The sequence below is a fragment of the Schaalia sp. genome (assembly GCF_050312375.1).
GTDB classification, from domain to species: Bacteria; Actinomycetota; Actinomycetes; order Actinomycetales; family Actinomycetaceae; genus Pauljensenia; species Pauljensenia hyovaginalis.
The window spans coordinates 1-19,830 of sequence record NZ_JBNOYB010000057.1 but is presented as its reverse complement, the minus strand read 5'-3'; the positions used below and the strand labels follow the sequence as shown (position 1 = coordinate 19,830).

Annotated in this window: 14 protein-coding genes; 9 read left to right on the top strand and 5 right to left on the bottom strand. The window is 66.2% G+C overall.

The features are described 5' to 3' along the window. The first annotated feature begins 22 nt into the window (after positions 1-22). From ACQY7V_RS04755 to ACQY7V_RS04725, 7 genes are all read left to right on the top strand, one after another. Positions 23-955 (top strand): carbohydrate ABC transporter permease, encoded by a 933-nt coding sequence (locus ACQY7V_RS04755; RefSeq protein WP_154475468.1) that lies wholly within the window; start codon positions 23-25, stop codon positions 953-955. After that, positions 952-1,809 carry a carbohydrate ABC transporter permease gene (locus tag ACQY7V_RS04750; RefSeq protein WP_235362289.1) on the top strand — a complete coding sequence of 286 codons (858 nt, stop codon included), beginning with the start codon at positions 952-954 and terminating at the stop codon, positions 1,807-1,809. Before ACQY7V_RS04755 ends, ACQY7V_RS04750 begins: the two co-directional genes overlap by 4 nt. Before the next feature lie 46 nt (positions 1,810-1,855). Continuing rightward, on the top strand, positions 1,856-2,920 hold the full coding sequence (locus tag ACQY7V_RS04745; protein ID WP_154475470.1) for a LacI family DNA-binding transcriptional regulator: 1,065 nt from the start codon (positions 1,856-1,858) through the stop codon (positions 2,918-2,920). Then, positions 2,917-3,480, top strand: a complete 564-nt coding sequence (locus ACQY7V_RS04740) for a SprT-like domain-containing protein (RefSeq protein ID WP_428639146.1) — start codon at positions 2,917-2,919, stop codon at positions 3,478-3,480. Before ACQY7V_RS04745 ends, ACQY7V_RS04740 begins: the two co-directional genes overlap by 4 nt. Positions 3,481-3,737: 257 nt before the next feature. After that, positions 3,738-4,289: a phosphoribosyltransferase gene (locus ACQY7V_RS04735; protein WP_154475474.1), complete on the top strand. Its 552-nt coding sequence runs from the start codon at positions 3,738-3,740 to the stop codon at positions 4,287-4,289. A 12-nt stretch (positions 4,290-4,301) separates the two neighbouring features. Then, positions 4,302-5,030 (top strand): AAA family ATPase, encoded by a 729-nt coding sequence (locus ACQY7V_RS04730; protein ID WP_154475476.1) that lies wholly within the window; start codon positions 4,302-4,304, stop codon positions 5,028-5,030. A gap of 61 nt (positions 5,031-5,091) precedes the next feature. After that, entirely contained in the window at positions 5,092-6,438 is a 1,347-nt protein-coding gene (locus ACQY7V_RS04725; protein ID WP_320772161.1) for an MFS transporter, read from the top strand. Here ACQY7V_RS04725 and ACQY7V_RS04720 read toward each other — a convergent pair. The 5 genes from ACQY7V_RS04720 to mtnN all read right to left on the bottom strand — a co-directional run bounded on the left by ACQY7V_RS04720 (position 6,405) and on the right by mtnN (position 17,263). After that, entirely contained in the window at positions 6,405-7,364 is a 960-nt protein-coding gene (locus ACQY7V_RS04720; protein ID WP_320772162.1) for a class C sortase, read from the bottom strand. The genes ACQY7V_RS04725 and ACQY7V_RS04720 overlap by 34 nt on opposite strands. 99 nt (positions 7,365-7,463) lie before the next feature. Then, entirely contained in the window at positions 7,464-13,964 is a 6,501-nt protein-coding gene (locus tag ACQY7V_RS04715; RefSeq protein WP_428639142.1) for an SdrD B-like domain-containing protein, read from the bottom strand. A 106-nt stretch (positions 13,965-14,070) separates the two neighbouring features. Continuing rightward, positions 14,071-15,690: a SpaH/EbpB family LPXTG-anchored major pilin gene (locus ACQY7V_RS04710; RefSeq protein WP_428639140.1), complete on the bottom strand. Its 1,620-nt coding sequence runs from the start codon at positions 15,688-15,690 to the stop codon at positions 14,071-14,073. Positions 15,691-16,004: 314 nt separating this feature from the next. Next, complete coding sequence (locus ACQY7V_RS04705; protein ID WP_428639149.1) at positions 16,005-16,502, bottom strand: low molecular weight protein-tyrosine-phosphatase; 498 nt, start codon at positions 16,500-16,502, stop codon at positions 16,005-16,007. Continuing rightward, positions 16,502-17,263, bottom strand: a complete 762-nt coding sequence (gene mtnN / locus ACQY7V_RS04700) for a 5'-methylthioadenosine/S-adenosylhomocysteine nucleosidase (protein ID WP_428639138.1) — start codon at positions 17,261-17,263, stop codon at positions 16,502-16,504. Before mtnN ends, ACQY7V_RS04705 begins: the two co-directional genes overlap by 1 nt. A 106-nt stretch (positions 17,264-17,369) precedes the next feature. Between mtnN and ACQY7V_RS04695 the strand changes: the two genes are divergently transcribed. Together ACQY7V_RS04695 and nrdH are read left to right on the top strand one after the other, a co-directional pair. Then, positions 17,370-19,100 (top strand): L-serine ammonia-lyase, iron-sulfur-dependent, subunit alpha, encoded by a 1,731-nt coding sequence (locus tag ACQY7V_RS04695; RefSeq protein WP_428639136.1) that lies wholly within the window; start codon positions 17,370-17,372, stop codon positions 19,098-19,100. 494 nt (positions 19,101-19,594) lie between these two features. Then, a partial coding sequence (gene nrdH / locus ACQY7V_RS04690; protein WP_428639134.1) for a glutaredoxin-like protein NrdH occupies positions 19,595-19,830 on the top strand: 236 nt, incomplete at its 3' end.

The window sequence follows — 19,830 nt, the reverse complement described above, 5'->3', positions numbered from 1 at the left end:
CGAAGCGCACGAAGGGGAGCACATGACACACAGCACCACCAGACCCACTACGACGACGGAGCCGCGGGCGCGCGCCCGGAAGGGGCGGCCGAAGCACGACCACCCCCTCTTCTTCCTCGTGCCCGCAGGCGCGATGCTCCTCGTCTTCTTCGTCGTCCCGACCGTCATGAACTTCGCCTACGCGTTCTCCGACTGGTCGGCCTTCAAGAAGACCATCGAGTTCAACGGCCTCGACAACCTCCGCTCGCTCTTCACTTCCGGCGCCCTGCTGGCCGACATCCGCATCACGATCATCTACGCCCTCCTGGTCGCCCTCTTCCAGAATTTCTTCGGCCTCGCCCTCGCCGTCCTCTTCGAGAAAGACACGCCCCTCAACCGAATGGGCCGCACGCTCTTCTTCGTCCCGGTCCTCATGTCCGCCCTCGCCGCCGGGTACATCTGGCAGGCGATCCTCAAGACCGACGGGGCGCTCAACGAGATCCTCGGCTGGGGGCTCGGAACGGATGTCCGCATCCAATGGCTCGGATCCACGACCTGGACCCTCGTCATCCTCGCCGTCGTCCACGCCTGGAAGTGGATGGGCTTCTCGATGCTCACCTACCTGGCGGGGCTCAAGACGATCGACGAGGAGATCCTGGAGGCAGCGGCGATCGACGGGGCCTCGAAGACCGCGATGTTCTGGCGCATCAAGTTCCCCCTCATCGCGCCCGCGCTCACCTTCAACGTCGCGACGGCCCTCCTCGGCTCGATGAACTCCTTCGACATCGTCCAGTCACTGACCAACGGGGGCCCCGGCGGCTCCACCGAGATCCTCAACCTCTTCATCTGGAGGACGTTCGGGAAGGGCCTCTACGCCCAATCCACCACCATGAGCCTCGTGCTCTTCGTCCTCGTGACCCTCATGGCGATCCCGCTCATCACGGCCCTGCGCCGAAGGGAGAACTCGATCCTGTGAACACCACGCCCGTTCGCGCCCCTCGCCGCGCCCGCCCCCTCCTCGGCGGAGCCCTCCACGCGCTTCTCGTCCTCGCCGTCATCATCGGCTTCCTCGGCGTCCCCCTGTGGGTCGCGGTCGTCACCGCGGGGAAGAACCAGTCCGAAGCGGTCATCCCGGGGATGTCCCTGCCCACCCAGTGGCATCTCCTCGAGAACTTCCAGACCGTCATCACCCAGGGGCGGATGGGGCCGGCCCTCATCGGCAGCCTCATCGTCACCGCTCCCTCGGTGTTCCTCGCCCTCCTCTTCGGGGCGATGGCCTCCTGGATCCTCGCGCGCCGGACCTCCAGATCAATGGCCCTCGTCTACGCGGTTTTCATCTCCGGCGTCATCCTGCCGCCCTCGATCATCACGATCATGATGCTCCTGAGGATGACCGGCCTCGCGGGGAGCGCGATCGGAATGATCTGCGTCTACGTCGGCATCTATTTGTCGATCGTCATCTTCTTCATCACCGGGTTCATCAGGACCATCCCCGTTTCCCTTGAGGAATCTGCCCGGATCGACGGCGCGGGCCCCGCGAGGATCTTCTTCACGATCATCCTGCCGCTCCTGAAGCCGACCCTCGCCTCGGCGACGATCCTCATCGTCTTGTACATCTGGAACGACGTCTTCTACGCCCTCTTCATCCTCTCGGGCAAGATGAACACCCTTCCATTGAACTTGTACACTGTGGCCAGTGAGGGCCTGTACCTGAACAACTGGCACCTGATCTTCTCGTACATCCTCCTCATGACCCTCCCCCTCCTCATCCTGTTCATCGTCGGGCAGCGGAAAATCATCTCGGGGATCACCGGCGGCGCGGTGAAATGAGCATCGCCGACCCGATCGACGAACGCGCGCCAGAAGGAAACGAGCCATGAGCCCCAAGAGAGAACGGCGCACACCGGTCATCTCGGACGTCGCCGCCTGCGCGGGCGTTTCGGTCTCAACGGTGTCCCGCTACCTCAACAACTCCTCGCACCTGTCCGAGGATTCGTCGAAGAGGATCGCCCGCGCCATCGAGATCCTCGGCTATCGGCCCAGCTCGATCGCCCGGGGGCTCAAGGGCTCGACGATGAAGCTCATCGCCGTCCTTTCGACGAACACCACCCTGTTCGGCTCCGCGACGACCATTCAAGGCATCGAGGACGAGGCGCGCACCCGCGGTCACTCGGTGATGATCTCCAAGCTCGACGACGCGGATTCGACCACGCTCCCCGAGACGCTCGACGCCGTCCTCGACCTCAATCCGAGCGGCATCGTCGTTCTGCGATACGACGAGATCGCCGAAAAGGCGCTCGCCTCCCTCCCCCGCTCCATGCCCGTCGTCGTGATCGGCGGCCGGCCCGGCGAGGAGTACGACCAGGTCTCCCTCTGCGAGAAGGACGGCGGCCGGGCCCTCACCGATTACCTCCTCAGCCTCGGGCACGGCACGGTCCACCACATTCAGGTCCCCACGCGCACGGACGGGACGAGCCGCTCCGACGGTTGGGCGGCCTCCTTGAGGAACCACGGAGTCGTCGCACCCGACCCCTTGCAGTGCGGCTGGGAAGCGGGTTCCGCCAGGCGACTGGGCCGCGAACTCGCCGGACATCCCGGCATCACCGCGATCTTCGCGGGCAACGACGAACTCGCCATGGGCCTGATCCGCGGTCTCGAGGAAGAGGGGCGCGCCGTGCCCGACGCCATCAGCGTCGTCGGCTTCGACGATCACCCCATCGCCGACATCTGGAACCCCGGCCTGACCACGTACCGCCAAGATTTCGCCCGCGCCGGACGCGCGGCCGTCGAGCTCCTCCTCGAAAGGATCGACGCCGAGCGCGCCGGCAGGGCCCTGCCCGCCCGGAAGGTCGACGTGCCCGGAGAGATCGTCATCCGGGAATCCGCAACCGCCCTCGGCGCTGCGAGGAGCGGAAGCCCCGCGGGGTCGAATCGCGGATGAAACGCGAACTCGCGCGCGCCCAGGCCCGCGCGCTCATGGAGGCCTCGGGCCTGGGCGACTGGCGCTTCCGTTTCGACACGGCGCGGCGCCGAGCGGGATCGTGCATCCATTCGACGAGGACGATCACCCTGTCAGGCCCTTTGACCGAGCTTTATGACGCCGACACCGTGCGCGGGGTGATCCTTCACGAGATCGCGCACGCCCTGGTCGGCGCGAGCCATCGTCACGATGCCGTGTGGAAGAAGCAGGCGCGCGCACTCGGGGCGCCGGATTCCGCACGGCTTCCCGCTTCGCTCCCCCGGCCCGAAGAGCCCTGGGTGGGGACCTGCCCGAAGTGCGGGGCTCAGAGGCGCCTCTTCCGCGCGCCCCGTCGCGTCACCTCCTGCGGGGTCTGCGCGAGGGTTTTCGACCCCGAGCGGATCCTTTGGTGGGCGCGAGACGGCGAGCCGGTCGAGCCCGGCGGGCCCTACGCGAGGGAGCTGGCGAGGATGCGTCATGCTATGCCCCCGATCGGCGCTAGGAGTCGAGACCCGCGCATGCGCGAAGACACGAGGGTCTAAGGGGCCGCCTCCTCCCAGGCTTCGCTTCTCACCCTCGCGGCGGCGGGTGAATTCGGCTACACCGTCGCCTCGCGGGGACGGCGCGCGGCCCCCGTTCCCCTCGAGGAAGCAGCGGGGCGGGCGGAAACGACGCCCTTCGATCGCCCCGAGCCGCCCCCGCACGGCACATGAGCACCGCTCCCGGAGGCTAATCTGGAGACCTGAAGATCGGAGCGCCGGTCCGAGGAGCACCCGCAGGCGACGACGACAGGAGTGACATGAGCGAGCAGTCCGCGACCCGACTGGCGACGAGCAAGGACGCATCAGACGCCCCCGAGCGCGAAATCCTCACCTGGGAGCTCTTCGGCACCGCGTCACGCGAGCTCACGACCCAGATCGTCGAGTCCGGATGGATCCCCGAACTCATCATCGCGATCGCCCGCGGTGGGCTCATCCCCGCCGGTGCAATCTCGTACGCGATGGATGTCAAGGCCTGCGGCACGATGAACGTCGAGTTCTACACCGGCGTCGGCCAGACCCTCGAAGAGCCCGTCCTCCTTCCGCCCCTCATGGACGTGTCCGCGATGAACGGGAAGCGCGTCCTCGTCGTCGACGACGTCGCAGACTCCGGCAAGACGCTCAAGATGGTCATGGACCTCATCGCCACCCACGGCCTCTCCCTCGACGGGGAGGCGCCCGTGAAGGTCGATGCGCGGTGCGCGGTCATCTACAAGAAGCCCGTCTCGATCATCGAGCCCGACTACGTGTGGCGGAATACCGACAAGTGGATCAACTTCCCCTGGTCGACGCTCCCCATCATCACGGCCTGACGCCCTCGCATCATGATCATCGAGGGCGGCCCCGCTGATCCGGGCACGGAAGACGGCCCCTCCGCCGTCGCCGTCCCCCGCGCTCATTCAGGCGAGCGGGCGCTGGCCTCGCTGTCGATCGCGCAGCAGGTCGCCGACCTCGTCCTCCACCGCCTCGCCCGCGGCGAGGACCTGAGGGTCCTCGGACTGACCGGGCCCCCGGGGACCGGGAAGACCACCGTCGCCCAGCTCACCGCCGAGATCCTCGAGACGGCGGGGGTCGAGGTCGCGGGCCTCGCCCCGATGGACGGCTTCCACATGTCGAACGCGCTCCTGGACGATCTCGACCGGCACGATCGCAAGGGCGCGCCCGACACTTTCGACGTGTGGGGCTTCACCGCCCTGCTCGAACGGGTCCACCGGGCCCGCGGACCGGTCCTCGCCCCCGACTACAGGCGCGACCTGCACGAGCCCATCGCCGCATCGATCCTCCTGCCCGCAGAGGGGATCGTCATCACCGAGGGGAATTACCTCGCCCTCGACGAGGAGGGCTGGCGCGAGGCCCGCGCCCTCATCGACCTCCTCGTTCACATCGACACTCCCGTCGAGGACGTGTACCGCAGACTCATCGCCCGGCATGAGGCCTTCGGCCGTGATCGCGCGGACGCCGCCCACTGGGTGAGGACGGTGGACGCCCCGAACATCGAGCTCGTCGCCGCCTGCCGCGATCGGGCCGACGCGGTCGTGTCCGCTGAAAGTTGAGAGGCGCACGCCGTCTATCCAACGATTGTCAGACGGGGAAGCGATTGCTAGGGTTTCCGGAATGACCGATTCGCCCGCGGAATCCGCCGAGCCCGCTCCCCACCCGAGTCCCGCCGAGGATGAATTCCCCGACTGGAAGCGCCGCGTCGGCCTCTTCCTCGGCGCCCAGGCGATCTCCCTCTTCGGATCGAGCATCGTCCAGTACGCGATCCTCTGGCACCTCACCCTCACCCTCAAGCAGGGGTGGGTCATCATGCTGTACTCCGTCGTCGCCTTCGTCCCCCAGGCGATCGTGTCCTTCTTCGGGGGCACGCTCGCGGACAGGATGAACCGCAAGACGGTCATCGTCGCATCGGACTCCGTGATCGCCCTGGTCACCCTGGGACTCGCCGCGTGGATGGCGCTCGGCGAGGCCTCGCTCTGGCTCATCCTCGCGGCCGTCGCGATCCGCTCCATCGGCCAAGGGTTCCAGCAGCCCGCGGTGAGCGCCCTCCTCCCCCAGCTGGTGCCGTCCGCCCAGCTCATGCGCATCAACGGGATCAATCAGACGATCGCATCCGCGATGGCCCTCCTCTCGCCGGTCGTCGCCGGCGCGGTCTACGGGTGGGGCGGCCTCATCCCGACCTTCTGGATCGACGTCGTCACCGCCGTCATCGGCGTCGGCATCGTCCTCACGATTCCCGTCGCCACCGTCCGCTCGGGCGCCGAGGCCGGGACCTCCTTCACGCGCGACCTCGTCGAGGGCATCCGCTACGCCTTCGGGCACCGGACCATCGCGTGGATCCTCGTCGTCTACACGGTGATCTTCACGCTCGTCGTCGCGCCCTCGTTCCTCACGCCGCTGTTCATCGCGAAGGACTTCACCGATGCGGTCTGGCCCCTCACGGCCACTGAGCTCGCCTTCTCTGCGGGCATGCTCCTGGGCGGCATCCTCATCTCCTCGGTGGGCGCCAAGTGGAATCAGTCGCGGATGCTCCTCGTCTCCTGCCTGAGTTTCGGACTGCTGTCGGCGGCATTCGGCCTCACCCCGCTCCTCGGCGCCCGAGTCGGCCTCTGGACGATCTTCGCGCTCATGTTCGTCCTCGCCGTGATGATCCCCTTCTTCTCCGCACCCGTCATGACGCTCCTTCAGACCGGCGTCGAAGCGGAGTTCATGGGCAGGGTCTTCTCCGTGACGAACATCGTCGCGGTCCTCGCCATGCCGGCGGGCATGCTCGTCCTCGGACCGCTCGCCGACCGCGCCCCGATCGCCTGGATCTTCGTGATCACGGGCCTGATCGCCTTCACCTTCACCGCGATCTCCTTCGCGGCTCCTCCGGGACGCGAGGTGCTGGCCCACTCCGCTCGCCCCTGCGCAGGGGGCCTTCCGGCGGATCAGGGGGAGGCCGCTGTCTCCGGGGAATCCTGAATCCCGGTCTCCGGCCGGCTTGCGAGGTCCGCCTGAGGCGAGGGACCGGGCCGACTTGCGGGGTCCGGCCGGGCCGACTGCCCCGGCTTCTTCCCGAGGGCGAAGGCCAGCCAGACCGAGCCGAGCAGACCGGCCCCCAGCCAGATGAAGAACCAGGGGAATCCCGGTAATTCCGACTTCGAGCCGAGGGACCGTTCGGCCTGCGGGGAGGCCGGGTTCACTCTCGTCCCGGTGACGAGGATCCTGTGCGAGTTGATGCCCAGCGGCGTACAGGTCACCAGCGTGATCAGATCCTCGCCTTCGACGAGTTCCAGGAGCTCGTTCGCATCCGGATCGACCACCCGCGTCGCACGGACCTCGTATTCGAGGATCTCGCCGAGGACTTCGATGGTGAAATGGTCCCCGACTTCGACTTTGTCGAGGTCGGTGAACATCTTCGCGTCGGCGAGGCCCCTGTGGGCGGCCAGGACCGAATGCGTGTTGACGCCGCCGACGGGCAAGGAGGTGCCTTTGAGGTGCCCGACTCCCTGGAGGAGGGTCTCTTCGGCGGTCCCGTGGTAAACGGGAAGATCGAGGTCGATGGAGGGGATTCGCAGGCGCGCCATGAGGCCGCCGCCCACCGTGAGGAGACGCTCGTAGTCGTAGGCTGAGGCGCTCTCCGCTTCCGATGTCGGGATGTTCGCCCCCGCTTCATAGGAGGCCCCCATGGTCAGAGCCTCGTTGTAGGCGTGCGCCTCGGCGAGTTGGATCGCGGCCGCGGGCGAGGCCGCATCCACTTGCGCCTCGTAGTCGTCGACGATCTTCGACTGCCCGTACTGCGTATTCCAGGCGGCCGCCGTCGGGTAGGTCATCACGAGGAGCGCCGTGAAGGCGACGAGGGCGACGAGGATCGAGGCGATGTCCGGTCGGCGTTGGAATACTCGCACTTCTTCTTCCCAGTGGGTGATCGCTATGAACACCGAGTCTGCCATCGGTGGCGGGCGCCCGCCACGAGAACGGACGCCCGCTTCCCCGACGGCATCCGATCAGTGCTTCGCTTCGTAGGCGCGAGTCTGCGTCTCGCGCCGCTTCTTCACCGCCGCACCGAGTGCCGCGATGAGGGCGAGGACGAGGGCCGCCGCGTAGATCGTATCCGCCGCGCGTCCGCCGGTCATCGGAATCGCGACCCCCGGGACCTTGTCGTTGGTCAATCGGACTCGGCCCCAGGCGCCGTCGCTCGGCTGGGCGTCGACGGATGCCCCGGGCTGCCCTTGGGTCGCCATGACGAGCAGACGGGGCTCGCCATCGGCGCCGTAGGAGAGATGGACGTACCAGACTCCCGAGGGCTTGGCGTATCCGACGGGCGGGTTCTTCTCGAGAATCCGGTAGACGCCGGATTTGAGGGAGAGGGGGATCCGCCCCGTGGAGTCGGTGATGAAGGTGCCGATCTCACCGGCGACCACGGCGTTCCCGGGATCGCCCGTCGGCAGTTCGCCGAGGGTGGTCTTCTGGACAGTGAGAACGGCGTTCTTCAGGGGCTGCGCGGTGTCCCCGTCGGCCTTCTCCAGGATGAGGGTGCGGGGCGGCACCGTCTCGTAGGCGGCGGAGAAGGGGTCGGAGTCGGAGACTTCGCCGACGATGCTCGTCCCATCGGGAGTGATGCCCGCGGTGACCTTGAGCGTGTTCGTGTGCGCGGGGGCGCTGGCGGTGAAGGCGATCGCATAACGACCGAGAACCTTGTCCCCCGGTTCAAGGACGATCTCCGCGCCCGCATCGTCGACGAGCACCCCATCGGCGTCGAGCTTCGCCTGGATGATCGTCGCGTCCGTCGCGCGCTTGACGAGGACGCCCCGTGCGAGGACGGCGGGGTTCCCCTGGTCGGTCGTGTCGCTCAGTTTCACGTGAGTGAGCTTCTCCGAACCGGTGTTCGCGTAGGTGAAGGTGTACGCCTGCGTGCGCGGGTCGCGATCCGCGTCGTCGACGCGTCCGGGGGTTTCCAGCTGATCGATGTCGGTCGGAAGCGGATCGGCGGGCGTCGGGGTGGCGAGTTGCTCGTCGAGCTCGTCCTCCGCCGTGATCGCGTCCATTTCGGCCTTGTCAGCGGTGTCCTTGATCGCTCCCTTGACGAGGGCGATCTGCGCGTCGATCGTACGGAGGCCGAGGTCGGCGTAGCCGGATTGGATGTTGTAGGTCGATTGAGCTCCTCGGCCTTCGTTGACGATCCCGACCGTGTCGGAGTCGGAGTCCACGGCCGAGTGGGGATCCAGGTCCCCCGTCCGGACCGGGGCCCAGGAGCGCTGCACGCCGTTCTTGTCGTTCCCCTGCCAGCCGGTGGAGGCGTAGCGCACGATGACCTTCGTGTCTTCGGGGATTCCTGTGACCTTCCAGGAGCCGTCGGCTTTCGTGTAGGCCTCTCCGAGCGGGTTGCCATCGAGGTCGGTGATGAGAACCTTCATGCCCTCGACCCGTCGATCGGCGTCATCGCGCTGGTTGTTGCCGTCCTCGTCGTACCAGACGACGCCGGACAGGCCGCCGAGAATGTCGTCCGCAGCGGGGATCTTCGCCGGGGTCTGGTCGGACAGGTCATCGACCGGGCGGTTCTCCAATTCGACGCCCGGTGCCGAATTCGTCCCGGAGGTCTTGTTATTGATGATGCCCTGCGGGAAGAGGGAGGTCGTCTTGCTGAGGACAGGGATGTCGGGGATTCCTGCGGCCATGTTCGTACCCGTAACGGGGATGCTCGAATAGGCGGTGATTCCTTCTCGCGGAGTCTCCACCGAGCTCGTCCATGCCTGGTTGCCGACCCACAGTTCATTCTCCTGCTTGGCGACCGTGCCGGTGACCGTCACCCTCACCGTCTGGTCCGGCTTCAGGGTCATCGGCAGGGCGTAGGACCTGTTGACCCAGCTCCGTTGGTCGAGTGCCGTCTCCTGCTTCTCCGAAGAGGGAGTGAGAACTTGGGCGTCGAAGGTCTGTGAAGGAACAGGCAGAACAAGATTCGCCTGCATCGTGTACGGGTCAGCCGTCCAATAGCCATCCGTCGTCCAGACCCCCACACCGCCATTGAGAGGCAGGTCCGCGACGATCCCGAGGGAGCTTCCGCTAAGCCCTTCAATCTTCGCGGAAGAGGCGTCATGCTGCACGAACCAGTATCCCTCGCTCGTCCAAACTCCTGAGCCCATGCCGATCGTTGCCGGGTTGAAGCCCACCGCGCCGAGGACCTCACCGCGGACTCCTTCTGCTTTGGCGACCGAACCGTATTCGGAGACGATCCAATAGCCATCGCTCGTCCAGACTCCCGAGCCTCCATTGGACAGGGGCTCGTTCCCTACAGCGCCCAGAATGTCGCCCGTGATCCCCGAAACTTTCGTCGCATGACCGGTGTAATCGACGCGCCAGTAGCCTTCGGAGGTCCACACGGCAGAGCCTCCCCGACTGGAGGTGGGAGACACGCCAGTCGCGCCCAGAATCGTGCCCGAAATACCGGCGACCGAGGTTGCTTTCCCGTCGGCGTCGATGAGCCAGTACCCCTCGGAGGTCCAGACGGCAGAGCCTCCGGCGCTCAGGGGGGAATCACCGGTGATCCCTTGGATCTCGCCGCTCAGTCCGGATACTTCGTTCACGGTTCCATCGGATCGGACGAGCCAGTAGCCATCCGTCGTCCACACGCCCGATCCGCTGTAGGCAAGAGGGGTCGAACCGGTGGCGCCACGTACCGAGCCCGTGATCTGTGAAATCTTCGATACTGTTCCGTCGGGCTTCACGTGCCAGTAGCCCTCTGTAGTCCAGACGGCCGAGCCTTGCGATTGCAACACTGTCTTCGGCCACGAACCGACAGCTCCAAGAATCGTTCCGCTGAGCCCTTCGACCTGAGAGGCCGCGCCCTTTGAATCGACCAGCCAGTAGCCTTCGGCGGTCCACACGGCAGAGCCCCCGTATTCGGCGGGCCCGAATCCCACTGCGCCCAGGATGCGGCCCTTCACTCCGGCGACCGGAATGACTCTTCCTCCGCTGACGATGGAGTAGCCCTCATCCGTCCAAACTCCAGAACTGTTCTGGCTCGGGTATGCGCCGACCGCTCCGAGAATCTCGCCCTTCTGGGTGAAGCTCGCCGTCGCCTTGACATTGAAGACCTCAGAGCTCGTCCGGTCGTTGAGCGTCAGATCCCGAAGCGCCGTGTTCCCGGAGTTCTCGACGTCGATGGTCCAGGTGAGATCAAGGGTGCCGTTGCCATTGTCCTTCACCGAGGCGGGGCTCTTGTCGAGGCCGAGGTCGGCGTTCGGCGTGTAGTAGCCGTAGTCGTGACCGCTGGACCTCGCATCGATCCCGAGGCGCACTTCAATGGTCGAGGACGATGAGGTGAAGATCTTGCGTCCTGAACGGGTCTGCTCGGTCTGCTTCTTCACATTGAAGCGGTTCGTGGCCGATGCCTTGAGGTCGCCGTCCGCGCCGTCGGAGGAGCCGTTGATCGCGGACACTTCGGTGGAAGCGTCTTTGCGCTCCACCTTGGGCAGAACCACGCGGTAGTCACCTGAATGCAGGCCGGTGAAGGAGTACTCGCCCTTGTCGTTCGTCGTCGTCTCCCGACCGGGGACATTCGTCCACTTCCCCGCCTGATCCTTCGTCTGAAGCACGACGTGGACACCGGAATAGCGCTTCTCGGGGGCATCGCCGTTCCCGATTCGCGTGTCCTTGTCCTGGTCGTTCCACACGATGCCCGAGATCTGGGAGGAGACGACCCGCGAATAGTCGGGCCATGCCTGAATCGTCTTGCCCGATCTGGGATCGACTGTCGGAGAGAGCCATGCGAGGTAGTCGTCGCCCTCGGCATTGCCCTTCGGGGTGATCGTGAAGTGGATCTGAGCACCGGCCGTTTGCGCCGCGGAGGTGTTGCCCTGCGCTTCGATGCGCATGAACTTCGCATCAGCGGGGATCCCCGTGAGATCAACGGTTCCATTCGCATCGATCGTCTTCGTGACGCCCGAACCGCCCGAGGTCGAGGAGAAGACGATCTTCGACCCCGCCGGCGCGTTCGTCACCGTCACCTCGGAGAGGGTGTAGGAGCCCTCGTACTTGCTCCTGCCGATCCCCGAATAGCGCCCGCTCGTGTCAAGACCCGTCGCAGGATCGATCGAAATGGCCGGATTGTAACCGTTGGTCGTATTGACCTCGTTCATGTATTCGATATCCCCATTGTTCGGGAGCTTGATCTCCTGCTTCCACTGAGTGGAATCAGCAACGCGCCCCATTGAGACGTAGGCGGTCCATCCGAGGGTGTCGGAGATTTCAGTCTTGCGCTGATCCGCGGCGATGAAAGCGGAGGTCTCCGTTGAGGAATTGACGGACGCGGAAGCCGAGCTCGTTGAGGGCCCGGTCGTGCCTGCGGGGAGGACCGCTCCCACGGCCGGGTAGTTAAGGGTCGTGCTGGAGGAGATGACGCCGACGACCGAACCCGAAGCGTCATAGGGATTGGCGACGGTCTTGACACTGAAGGACGCCTCCCCGAAGGTCCAATCCTGACCGCTCGCGATGAGCGGAGCTCCCTGCTTGGTCTTGAGCACCACGGTCTGAGCGTTGATCGATTCGATCTCCCAGGGCGAGTCCTCACTGAGGATGAGAGTCTGGGGGTCGTAGAGGGGATCAAGGGTGAGCGTGGCGGTCGCCGAGTGGCCCTCCGTGGAGGCCGGTCCTTGAATCCTGTGAGTGAAGGCCCAATGGGTCAGGTATCGCCCATCTTTCCCGGCGACGAGCTGCCCCTCATCGGCGTTCGTGATTCCGCTGGTCAGATTCGGTGCCGTCGGAAAGATCAAAGGTTCTTCGACTTTCCACGGATTGGAGAAGGACTTCCCCGCATCCATCGAGAAGTTGCCCTCGGAGACGAGGAGCTTGCCCTTGTCCATGGGCATCTCGTAGTCGTTTCGAGCCTTCGCGGGCCAGAACACCTCCACGCGGGAGTTGCCGCCCACGCCCGTGGTGAAGGCGGAGGCGTCGAATGAGACTCTCGAACTCGTCGCCCCTTCCGGCGCAGCGTCTGTTTCGACCCAATCAGAGCCGACGAGCCATTCGACGGTGTACTTCGAGGCGTCGATCGGGGATCCGTCGACCGTGACGACGACCGCCTTCGAGGTGTCATAGTCCTCGCGCCGATGCGTTTCTTCCGTCGTTACGGTGTTGATGGCGTCCGTGACGACGACGGAAGACGCCGGGGTGTCCTGAGACAGGCTCCTCGGTCGGATCGTCAGCCGATGCGCGAGCGCGTTGTCGGCGGTCACACCCTCACGGTTTCCGCTGTAGTCCGAAGAATACGGGTAGGTGACATTGTCGAATTCGTTCCACCAGTCGCCGGTCTGCCAGTGGACGTTCTCCTTTTCGAAGAGCGTCTTATCGAGGTTCCTCGGCGCTCCGACGTCGTATCGCCAGATGCTCTCCGGCGGCTCCACGTAGTAGCGCCACAGCGCCTTGGAGTAGTTGTTATTCGGCATTTGGGAGCCGTCTTTGGCGCCGACCGGATTTCCTTCATGGGTGTAGGTGGAGGTCGGATAGCGCGCATCGCGCCCGTTCCCGGGATCGGGGATGTTGGCGAGATCCCCCTGCTTGAAGGAGTCGGGAGAGACCTCGAGCCGGACCTGGTAGACCGCGGGCGAGGAGCCCTCCTTGGGAAGCGCCTCCGCCGGGATCACGTATTTCAGGGTCTTGTCCCCGGAGCCCGAGACCGCCTTGAGCACGCCGTTCACGGGGGTCAAGGGCGTCGAGTCGATCGTCCAGGTCGTTCCCGCGGGGAATGAGGAGACGTCGATATCCGTCTTCCATTCCCCGCTGGCTGAAATGCCCGCTGAGGAATAGCCGTTCGGCTGAAGGGGAAGGGGCGCGATGTGGAACTCTCCGCCTTCTGAAGTCTGCGTGTAGTCGCGGGAGTACCAGTTGTCCTTGGTGTCGACGGTGAGGTCGGCCATCGGGATCGAGACGACCGTGACCTCGTTCGAGATCGAGTTGGACGAATAGGGGCCGTTGCTCAGGGTCGCCTGGATCTTGTTGCCCCCGACGGCTTTGCCGCCGGTGTCCTTGGCGCGCACTCCGACCGTTCCGCTCAGCTGAGCGACCGCGCCGCGCCCGATCTTGAGAGCGACGCCGACGCATGACGCGTCATTCACGGCCTTGACGACGGGCGAGGAGAAGGAGAGCTTGGAGAAGTCCGCGAGCTCGAGAGCCTTCCCCTCCCCCAGATCGGTGAAGGAGATGCAGAGTGTGCGTTCGTCACCGGCGACGATGTTGAGGTCGATCTGGTAGGTGACGAGGTCTCCCGATGCGACGACGCCGTCGTTCGCGGTGTCGTCCCCCGGATGGTAGCCGTTCTTCGTGTTGACGAAGGTTTCGGTCCCCGGACCCGAGTGGGTGCCGTCGGAGAGGACCTTCACCGCGACCGTGTCCTGCGGAGTGAAGGCGGCGCTCGCGGGGGCGGCCGTGCCGATGAGTCCCGCGAAGGCGAGGGCGAGTGTCAGGCTGGCGGAGACGGGGACGAGGCTTCGACGCCGGGAGGGGAGGTGCACGGGGGTCCTTTCAGACGGTCCGCCATGATCGCGGGCGGGCCGGATCGAACGATCCGAGACGGAGGTGCGCCTCCTTCGGCGCCGAAGCGCCGAAGGAGGCGTGTTCTCACTGTTCCTTCGAGTCCTGAGAGCGGCGCTTCTTCGCGAGGATGAAGGCGGCTCCGAGGGCGGTCAGGGCGAGGGCGCTGCCGCCGATGATCATGAGGAGACGACCGTTGGCACCGGTCATCGGCATGTCGACGATCGGGACCCTGGTGTTGTTGATCGTCACATCGTCAGCAGTCGTGGTGCCCGCCTGGATGGCCACGGCTTTGAAGGGGTCTGCGGGCATGACGTAGCCGGCCGGAGCCGCGGTCTCCTTGAGGACGTAGCAGCGCTTGGCGTGATCGAGTGCCATCGCGTCTTCGACAGTTCCGGCCGGGAACTCCTTCGAATCGACGAAGAGGCCCTCGATCACCACCTTGCCTTCAGCATTGGTAGTGAACTCGGTCTTGCCGTCGACCGCAATCGCATCCCCTGTCGACTTCTGAGTGGAGCAGTCAGCGGCGAAGGGATCGGTCGCGTTGTAGATCTCGAAGGTGGCGCCGGAGAGGGGCTTGTTGTTGCCCTTGTCGGTCTTCGTGATCACGAGGTCGCCCCAGGAGGACTTCACGGTGTTCGTCGGGAACGGGGGAACCTGCGGATCGTTCGGCGGAGTCGTCGGGGGCTCCGGCGGATTATCCGTCTTCGGTTCGGTATTCACGTAGAAGTTGGCGGTGTTGGGGATCTCGCCGTTGGCGGTGATGGTGTTCGCCATCGCCTTATAGGTGACGCGCACCTGGGCGTTCGGCCTCTGCTGAAGATAGCTCAGACCCGCTCGCGTGAAGGAGATCGTCGTCCCCGTGGTCGTGTCGACCTTGTACAGATTCACATCGACCGCCGTGAAGCTCGAAGCATCCGCTTCTTTGATCTCGACTGCGGGCACGGAGCCTGAGACATTGCCCGTCTGCATGACGTCATTGACCATGAAGTAGGTGAACTGGTCGGTCTTGGCGATCGAGGGGACCTTGACGGTGACCGGGTATTCGATCTGGTCGTCAGTCTTCAGACCGTTCTTCGTCACCGCGATCCCCTTCTTCGGAGCCTCGATGACGACGTTCTTCGGATAGACGTTGACCTCGTAGAGCCAACCACTGGCCGCATCGGCCGTCGGATTCGGCGTCGGCATGGAGACGAGGAAGGGCATTGCGCGCTTCTGCACGGATGCCGGAGCCTGGGTCTCGCACAGGAGGTAGAGGCCGACGGACAGATCGCTGATGGAGGCCTCGCCCTGGGCATTGGTCTGCTCCGAGGCCTTGCCTTCAGCGAAAATAGCGGAAGTATTCTTACCGTCGGCAAGCGTGAGCGTCGGGGTCGTCCAGTTCGCCCCGCAGGCGTCCGCAGGGACCTTGATCTTCGACATCATCTCCCAGTCGGCCTGCTTCTTCGGGTCGACATTGGTGATCCGGTAAGCGGTGAAAACGACGCCGGGAACCGGTGCGCCCTTCGCCTCCGGCGTTCCGGTGGGGCTCGCCGTCTCGGGGGCGAGTGAGCCGGACTCGTACTTGTGGATCTTGATCGCGCCCTTCGCGTTCTGGTCGATATTGCCCAGATCGGTCGCCAGAGGGGCGGCGAACGCCGGTCCTGTCAGAGCGAAGGCGAGCGCGGCGATCGAAATCGCCGCAACACCGGACTTGAGTCTTCTCATCGGCTGGTCGTGTCCTCTCGTTGTGCAACCACACTGGTGAAGGGGAGTCCGGCATCCGGCAGGGACCCTCACCCGGCGCGGAGGCCGACCACTGGTTTGCCGATAAAGAAACCGGGTATTCAATGCTATCCCATTTATCGCGCAATGCACGCCGAAGCACGGAAACCGAGTATGCGATATGCCTCATTCGCCGAAGAACACGAGGGACGAACCTGGGGCCCTTCCGGCCTCCGGGACGCGAGGTGCTGGCAAGCACCCCGACCCCGCAGGCAGCCGAAGGCGAATAGCCGGGCCACCCGCCCTCCCGCCCGGCCCTACGAGGAGCGGAGAGCCTCCCGCGCATGCGCGAGCACGAAGGGCGTCGTGCGCTCGACGACCTCGAGAGTCTCGACGAAGTCGGAGTATCCCCCGTACCAGGGGTCGGGCAGATCCGTGTCGCCGGGACGCGCCTCGGGATCGAAGTCGCGGAACAGGCGGGTCTCGGGACGATCCGCTCCGCGGAGCCCCGCGCGTTCACGCAGTCGATTCAACGCGGCGAGGTGGTGCCCGGTCATCGCCAGGACGAGGTCCCACTGCCCGAGCTCATCGGAACGCACCTGACGCGCCCGATGGTCGGGGACGCCGTGCCCGTTCTCGCGCAGGACCCGCGCCGCCCGCCGATCGATCGGGTTGCCCTCCTCCTCGTCGGAGACGCCGGCGGAATCCACCTCGATCTCAGCGGCGAGTCCCGCCGCCTCCACCGCTTCGTCCAGCAGCTGGTGCGCCATCGTGGAGCGGCAGATGTTCCCCGTGCACACCATGAGGACCCGCATCATGAGGCCGCCCTCGAGCGGAGGAAGGCGCGGACGGCGGCCGCGGAATGACGGGCCGCCTCCTCGGAATCCATGTGGAAGTCCTGGTCCGCACTCGGACCGCACAGGTCGGACACCGCCCGCAGGCTCACCCAGTCCACGCCCGCCGACCAGGCGACTTGCGCCATCGCACAGGTCTCCATGTCGGCGCCGATCGCGTCGGGGAAGCGCTCGCGCATCGGGTCCGCGAGCGGCGCGGTGATGAAGGAATCGGAGGAGACGACACGACCTGCGCGCACCGGGTGCTCCAGCCCCCCGCCGAGGGCTTCGACCTGGGCGATCGTGGCCGGAGCCGTCGTGTAGTCGACCGGCATTCCCGGCACCTGGCCGGGCGCGTATCCGAAGGCCGTGGCATCGGCCGCGCCGTAAATCGTCGTCACGCCGGCGGCGATATCCCCGACCTCGATCTCGCGGGCCAGTCCGCCGGTGGTTCCCGCGGCGATGACGATCTGCGCATCGACGAGGGCGAGGGCGCGGGCCGTCGCCGAAGCGGCATTCGCAAGGCCGATGCCGGACACTGCGAGCAGTACGGGCAGGCCGTCGATCCGGCCGAGCCTGAAGCTCTGCTCGAAGCCGGACGGGTGCCCGAAGCGCAGCTCGACGGGCGAGTCCTCGCCCTCGGGCGCCTCGAGGATCCCCGCCAGGGGCTCGGCCTCCATCGGCATCGCGCACTGGATGACGGCGAGGACCTTCTCGCGGTCGGGCAACTGCAGTCTCGTCATGGGGGAAGTCTACAAACCCGCTCCGCCCGCCCGTATGAGTCGACCCACTCCCGACGACGGGGCGCGCTCATCGCCCCGCGCTCGCCGAACGGGCACAATATTCCCCATGACTGCCCAGCCCGCCTCCTTCCAACCCGCTCCCGACCGCTTCGATTCCGGCGCGCCCACGCCCGCCGCTCTCGTGTCGGGGGAGGTTCCCGCAGCGGCTGCGGCGCACCCGCTCTCCGTGTTCGACATGTTCCGGATCGGGATCGGCCCGTCCTCCTCGCACACCGTGGGACCGATGCGGGCGGGCCTCGATTTCACCACGGAGCTCGCATCCCTCGAGGCCCCCGATTCGATCGAGATCGACCTGTACGGTTCGCTCGGCGCCACGGGCCGCGGGCACAGCACCGACCGGGCCGTGCTGCTCGGGCTGTCGGGCTTCGCGCCGGAGAGCGTCCGCGTCGACGAGGTCGAGGGACTCCTCCCCCGGATCGCGGACACGGGTCGCCTGGAGCTGCCCGGCGGCCGCGCCCTCGCCTTCGACGTGGCGCGCGACATCCGTTTCCTGCCGCGCACGGTTCTGCCCTATCACGTGAATGCGCTGACGATCACGGCCCGTTCGGCCTGCGCTTCGCCTTCCCGTCCGCCCTCGGGGACGACGATCGACGAGGGCGGGCGGGCCGGATCGACGGGCGGCGACGATGTCGTGCTGCGCCGCACCTACTATTCGGTCGGCGGCGGTTTCGTCATGGTGCAGACCAATGAGGACGTCCTCGACCCGCGGGTCGCCTCCCTGGTCGCGGGGGAGTCCGCGGCGACGATCGACGTTCCCGTGCCCCACCCCTTCTCCACGGGGGCCCGCCTTCTGGCCGAGTGCCACGATCACGGGCTCTCCATCGCCGAGCTCGTCCGGCGGAACGAGGAGTCGGTGCGCAGTCGCGCCGAGCTCGAGGGCTACTTGGACGCCGTCGCGGACTCCATGTTCGACTGCATCGATGCGGGGTGCTCCGCGTCGGGGATCCTGCCCGGGGGCCTCGACGTCCCTCGGCGCGCCAAGTCCCTGTCCGAGAAGCTCTTCGCCCGCGCTCTTTCCGGCGGTTCGCCGACCCCGGGCTCGCACTGGGCGTCGACTCCGGAGGATCCGATGCGGGCCATGGATTGGGTGAATCTCTTCGCGCTCGCCGTCAACGAGGAGAACGCGGCGGGTCACAGGATCGTCACGGCTCCCACGAACGGGGCGGCGGGCGTCGTGCCGGCCGTGCTCGGATACCTCGTCTCCTACTGCCCGGAGGCCGGGGCCTCCCTGGGCGCGGCCTCCGGCCCGTGCGAGTGCGGGCCGGCTTCGGCCCCCCTCGCGAGGCTTCGACTGGCATCGGACCGGGCGAACGGGGGTGAAGCGCACGAGCGCCGGCGTCGCGCCGTTCACGACTTCCTCCTCGCCGCGACGGCGATCGGGGCTCTCATCAAGACGAACGCCTCGATCGCGGGCGCCGAGGTCGGGTGCCAGGGCGAAGTGGGATCGGCGTCGGCGATGGCGGCGGCGGGATTGGCCCAGGCCCTCGGCGGGAGCCCCGAGCAGGTGGAGAACGCCGCGGAGATCGCGATGGAGCATTCGCTCGGGCTCACCTGCGACCCGGTTGCGGGTCTCGTTCAGATCCCGTGCATCGAGCGCAATGCGATCGCCGCGGTGAAGGCGATCAACGCGGCGCGCATGGCGCTGTGGTCGGACGGGCGTCATCAGGTGTCCTTCGACGCGGTCATCGAGACGATGCGGCAGACCGGCAATGACATGCTCTCGAAGTACAAGGAGACTTCGGCGGGCGGTCTGGCCGTCAACGTCGTCGAATGCTAAGGCTCCTCGGTCCGTGAGCGCAGGGGTGAGGATTCCGCTCGCGCGGCACGGGGGCTCATGGGGCGACACGCCGAGGGCGTCAGGGGATTTCCGCATTCCTCGCGAAGAGTTATCCACACTTATCCACAATTCTGTGCACGCATGTGAACTGAGACTCCCCACAGCTGTGGACACGGGGACGCCGAATCACACGCATGTCATTTTCCGCATGATCATGGGCCGGATCGATCCTCCCCGATCCGGGGACGGGCCCTCGCGCATCCCCATCGCGACCCCTCTCCCACACCCCGTCCACACTCGATCCACACCGCCGGGAAGCGCTATCCACAGGACGACCCCGAATGAGGGAGGAACACAACATCTTGTGCCCGTAGCCCGGATGCAACACAAGGTGTAGTGTGAAGACATCTTCGGAAGCACTGCTCCGGAACAGCGTCCCCATCCCGGATCGCGAGTGAGAAACCCGCACGATCCCCCTTCCCAAGGAGCCTCAGATGACGATCACCGTCTACTCCAAGCCCCAGTGCCCCCAGTGCGAGGCGACGTACCGCGCCCTCGACAAGCAGGGCCTCGACTACCGGAAGATCGACGTCACCGAGGACGCTGAAGCGCTCGAGTACATCAAGGGCCTCGGCTACCAGCAGGCCCCCGTCGTCATGACCGCCGACGACCACTGGTCCGGATTCCGCCCCGACCGCATCAAGAAGGCCGCCGCCGCGGCGGCGAGAGC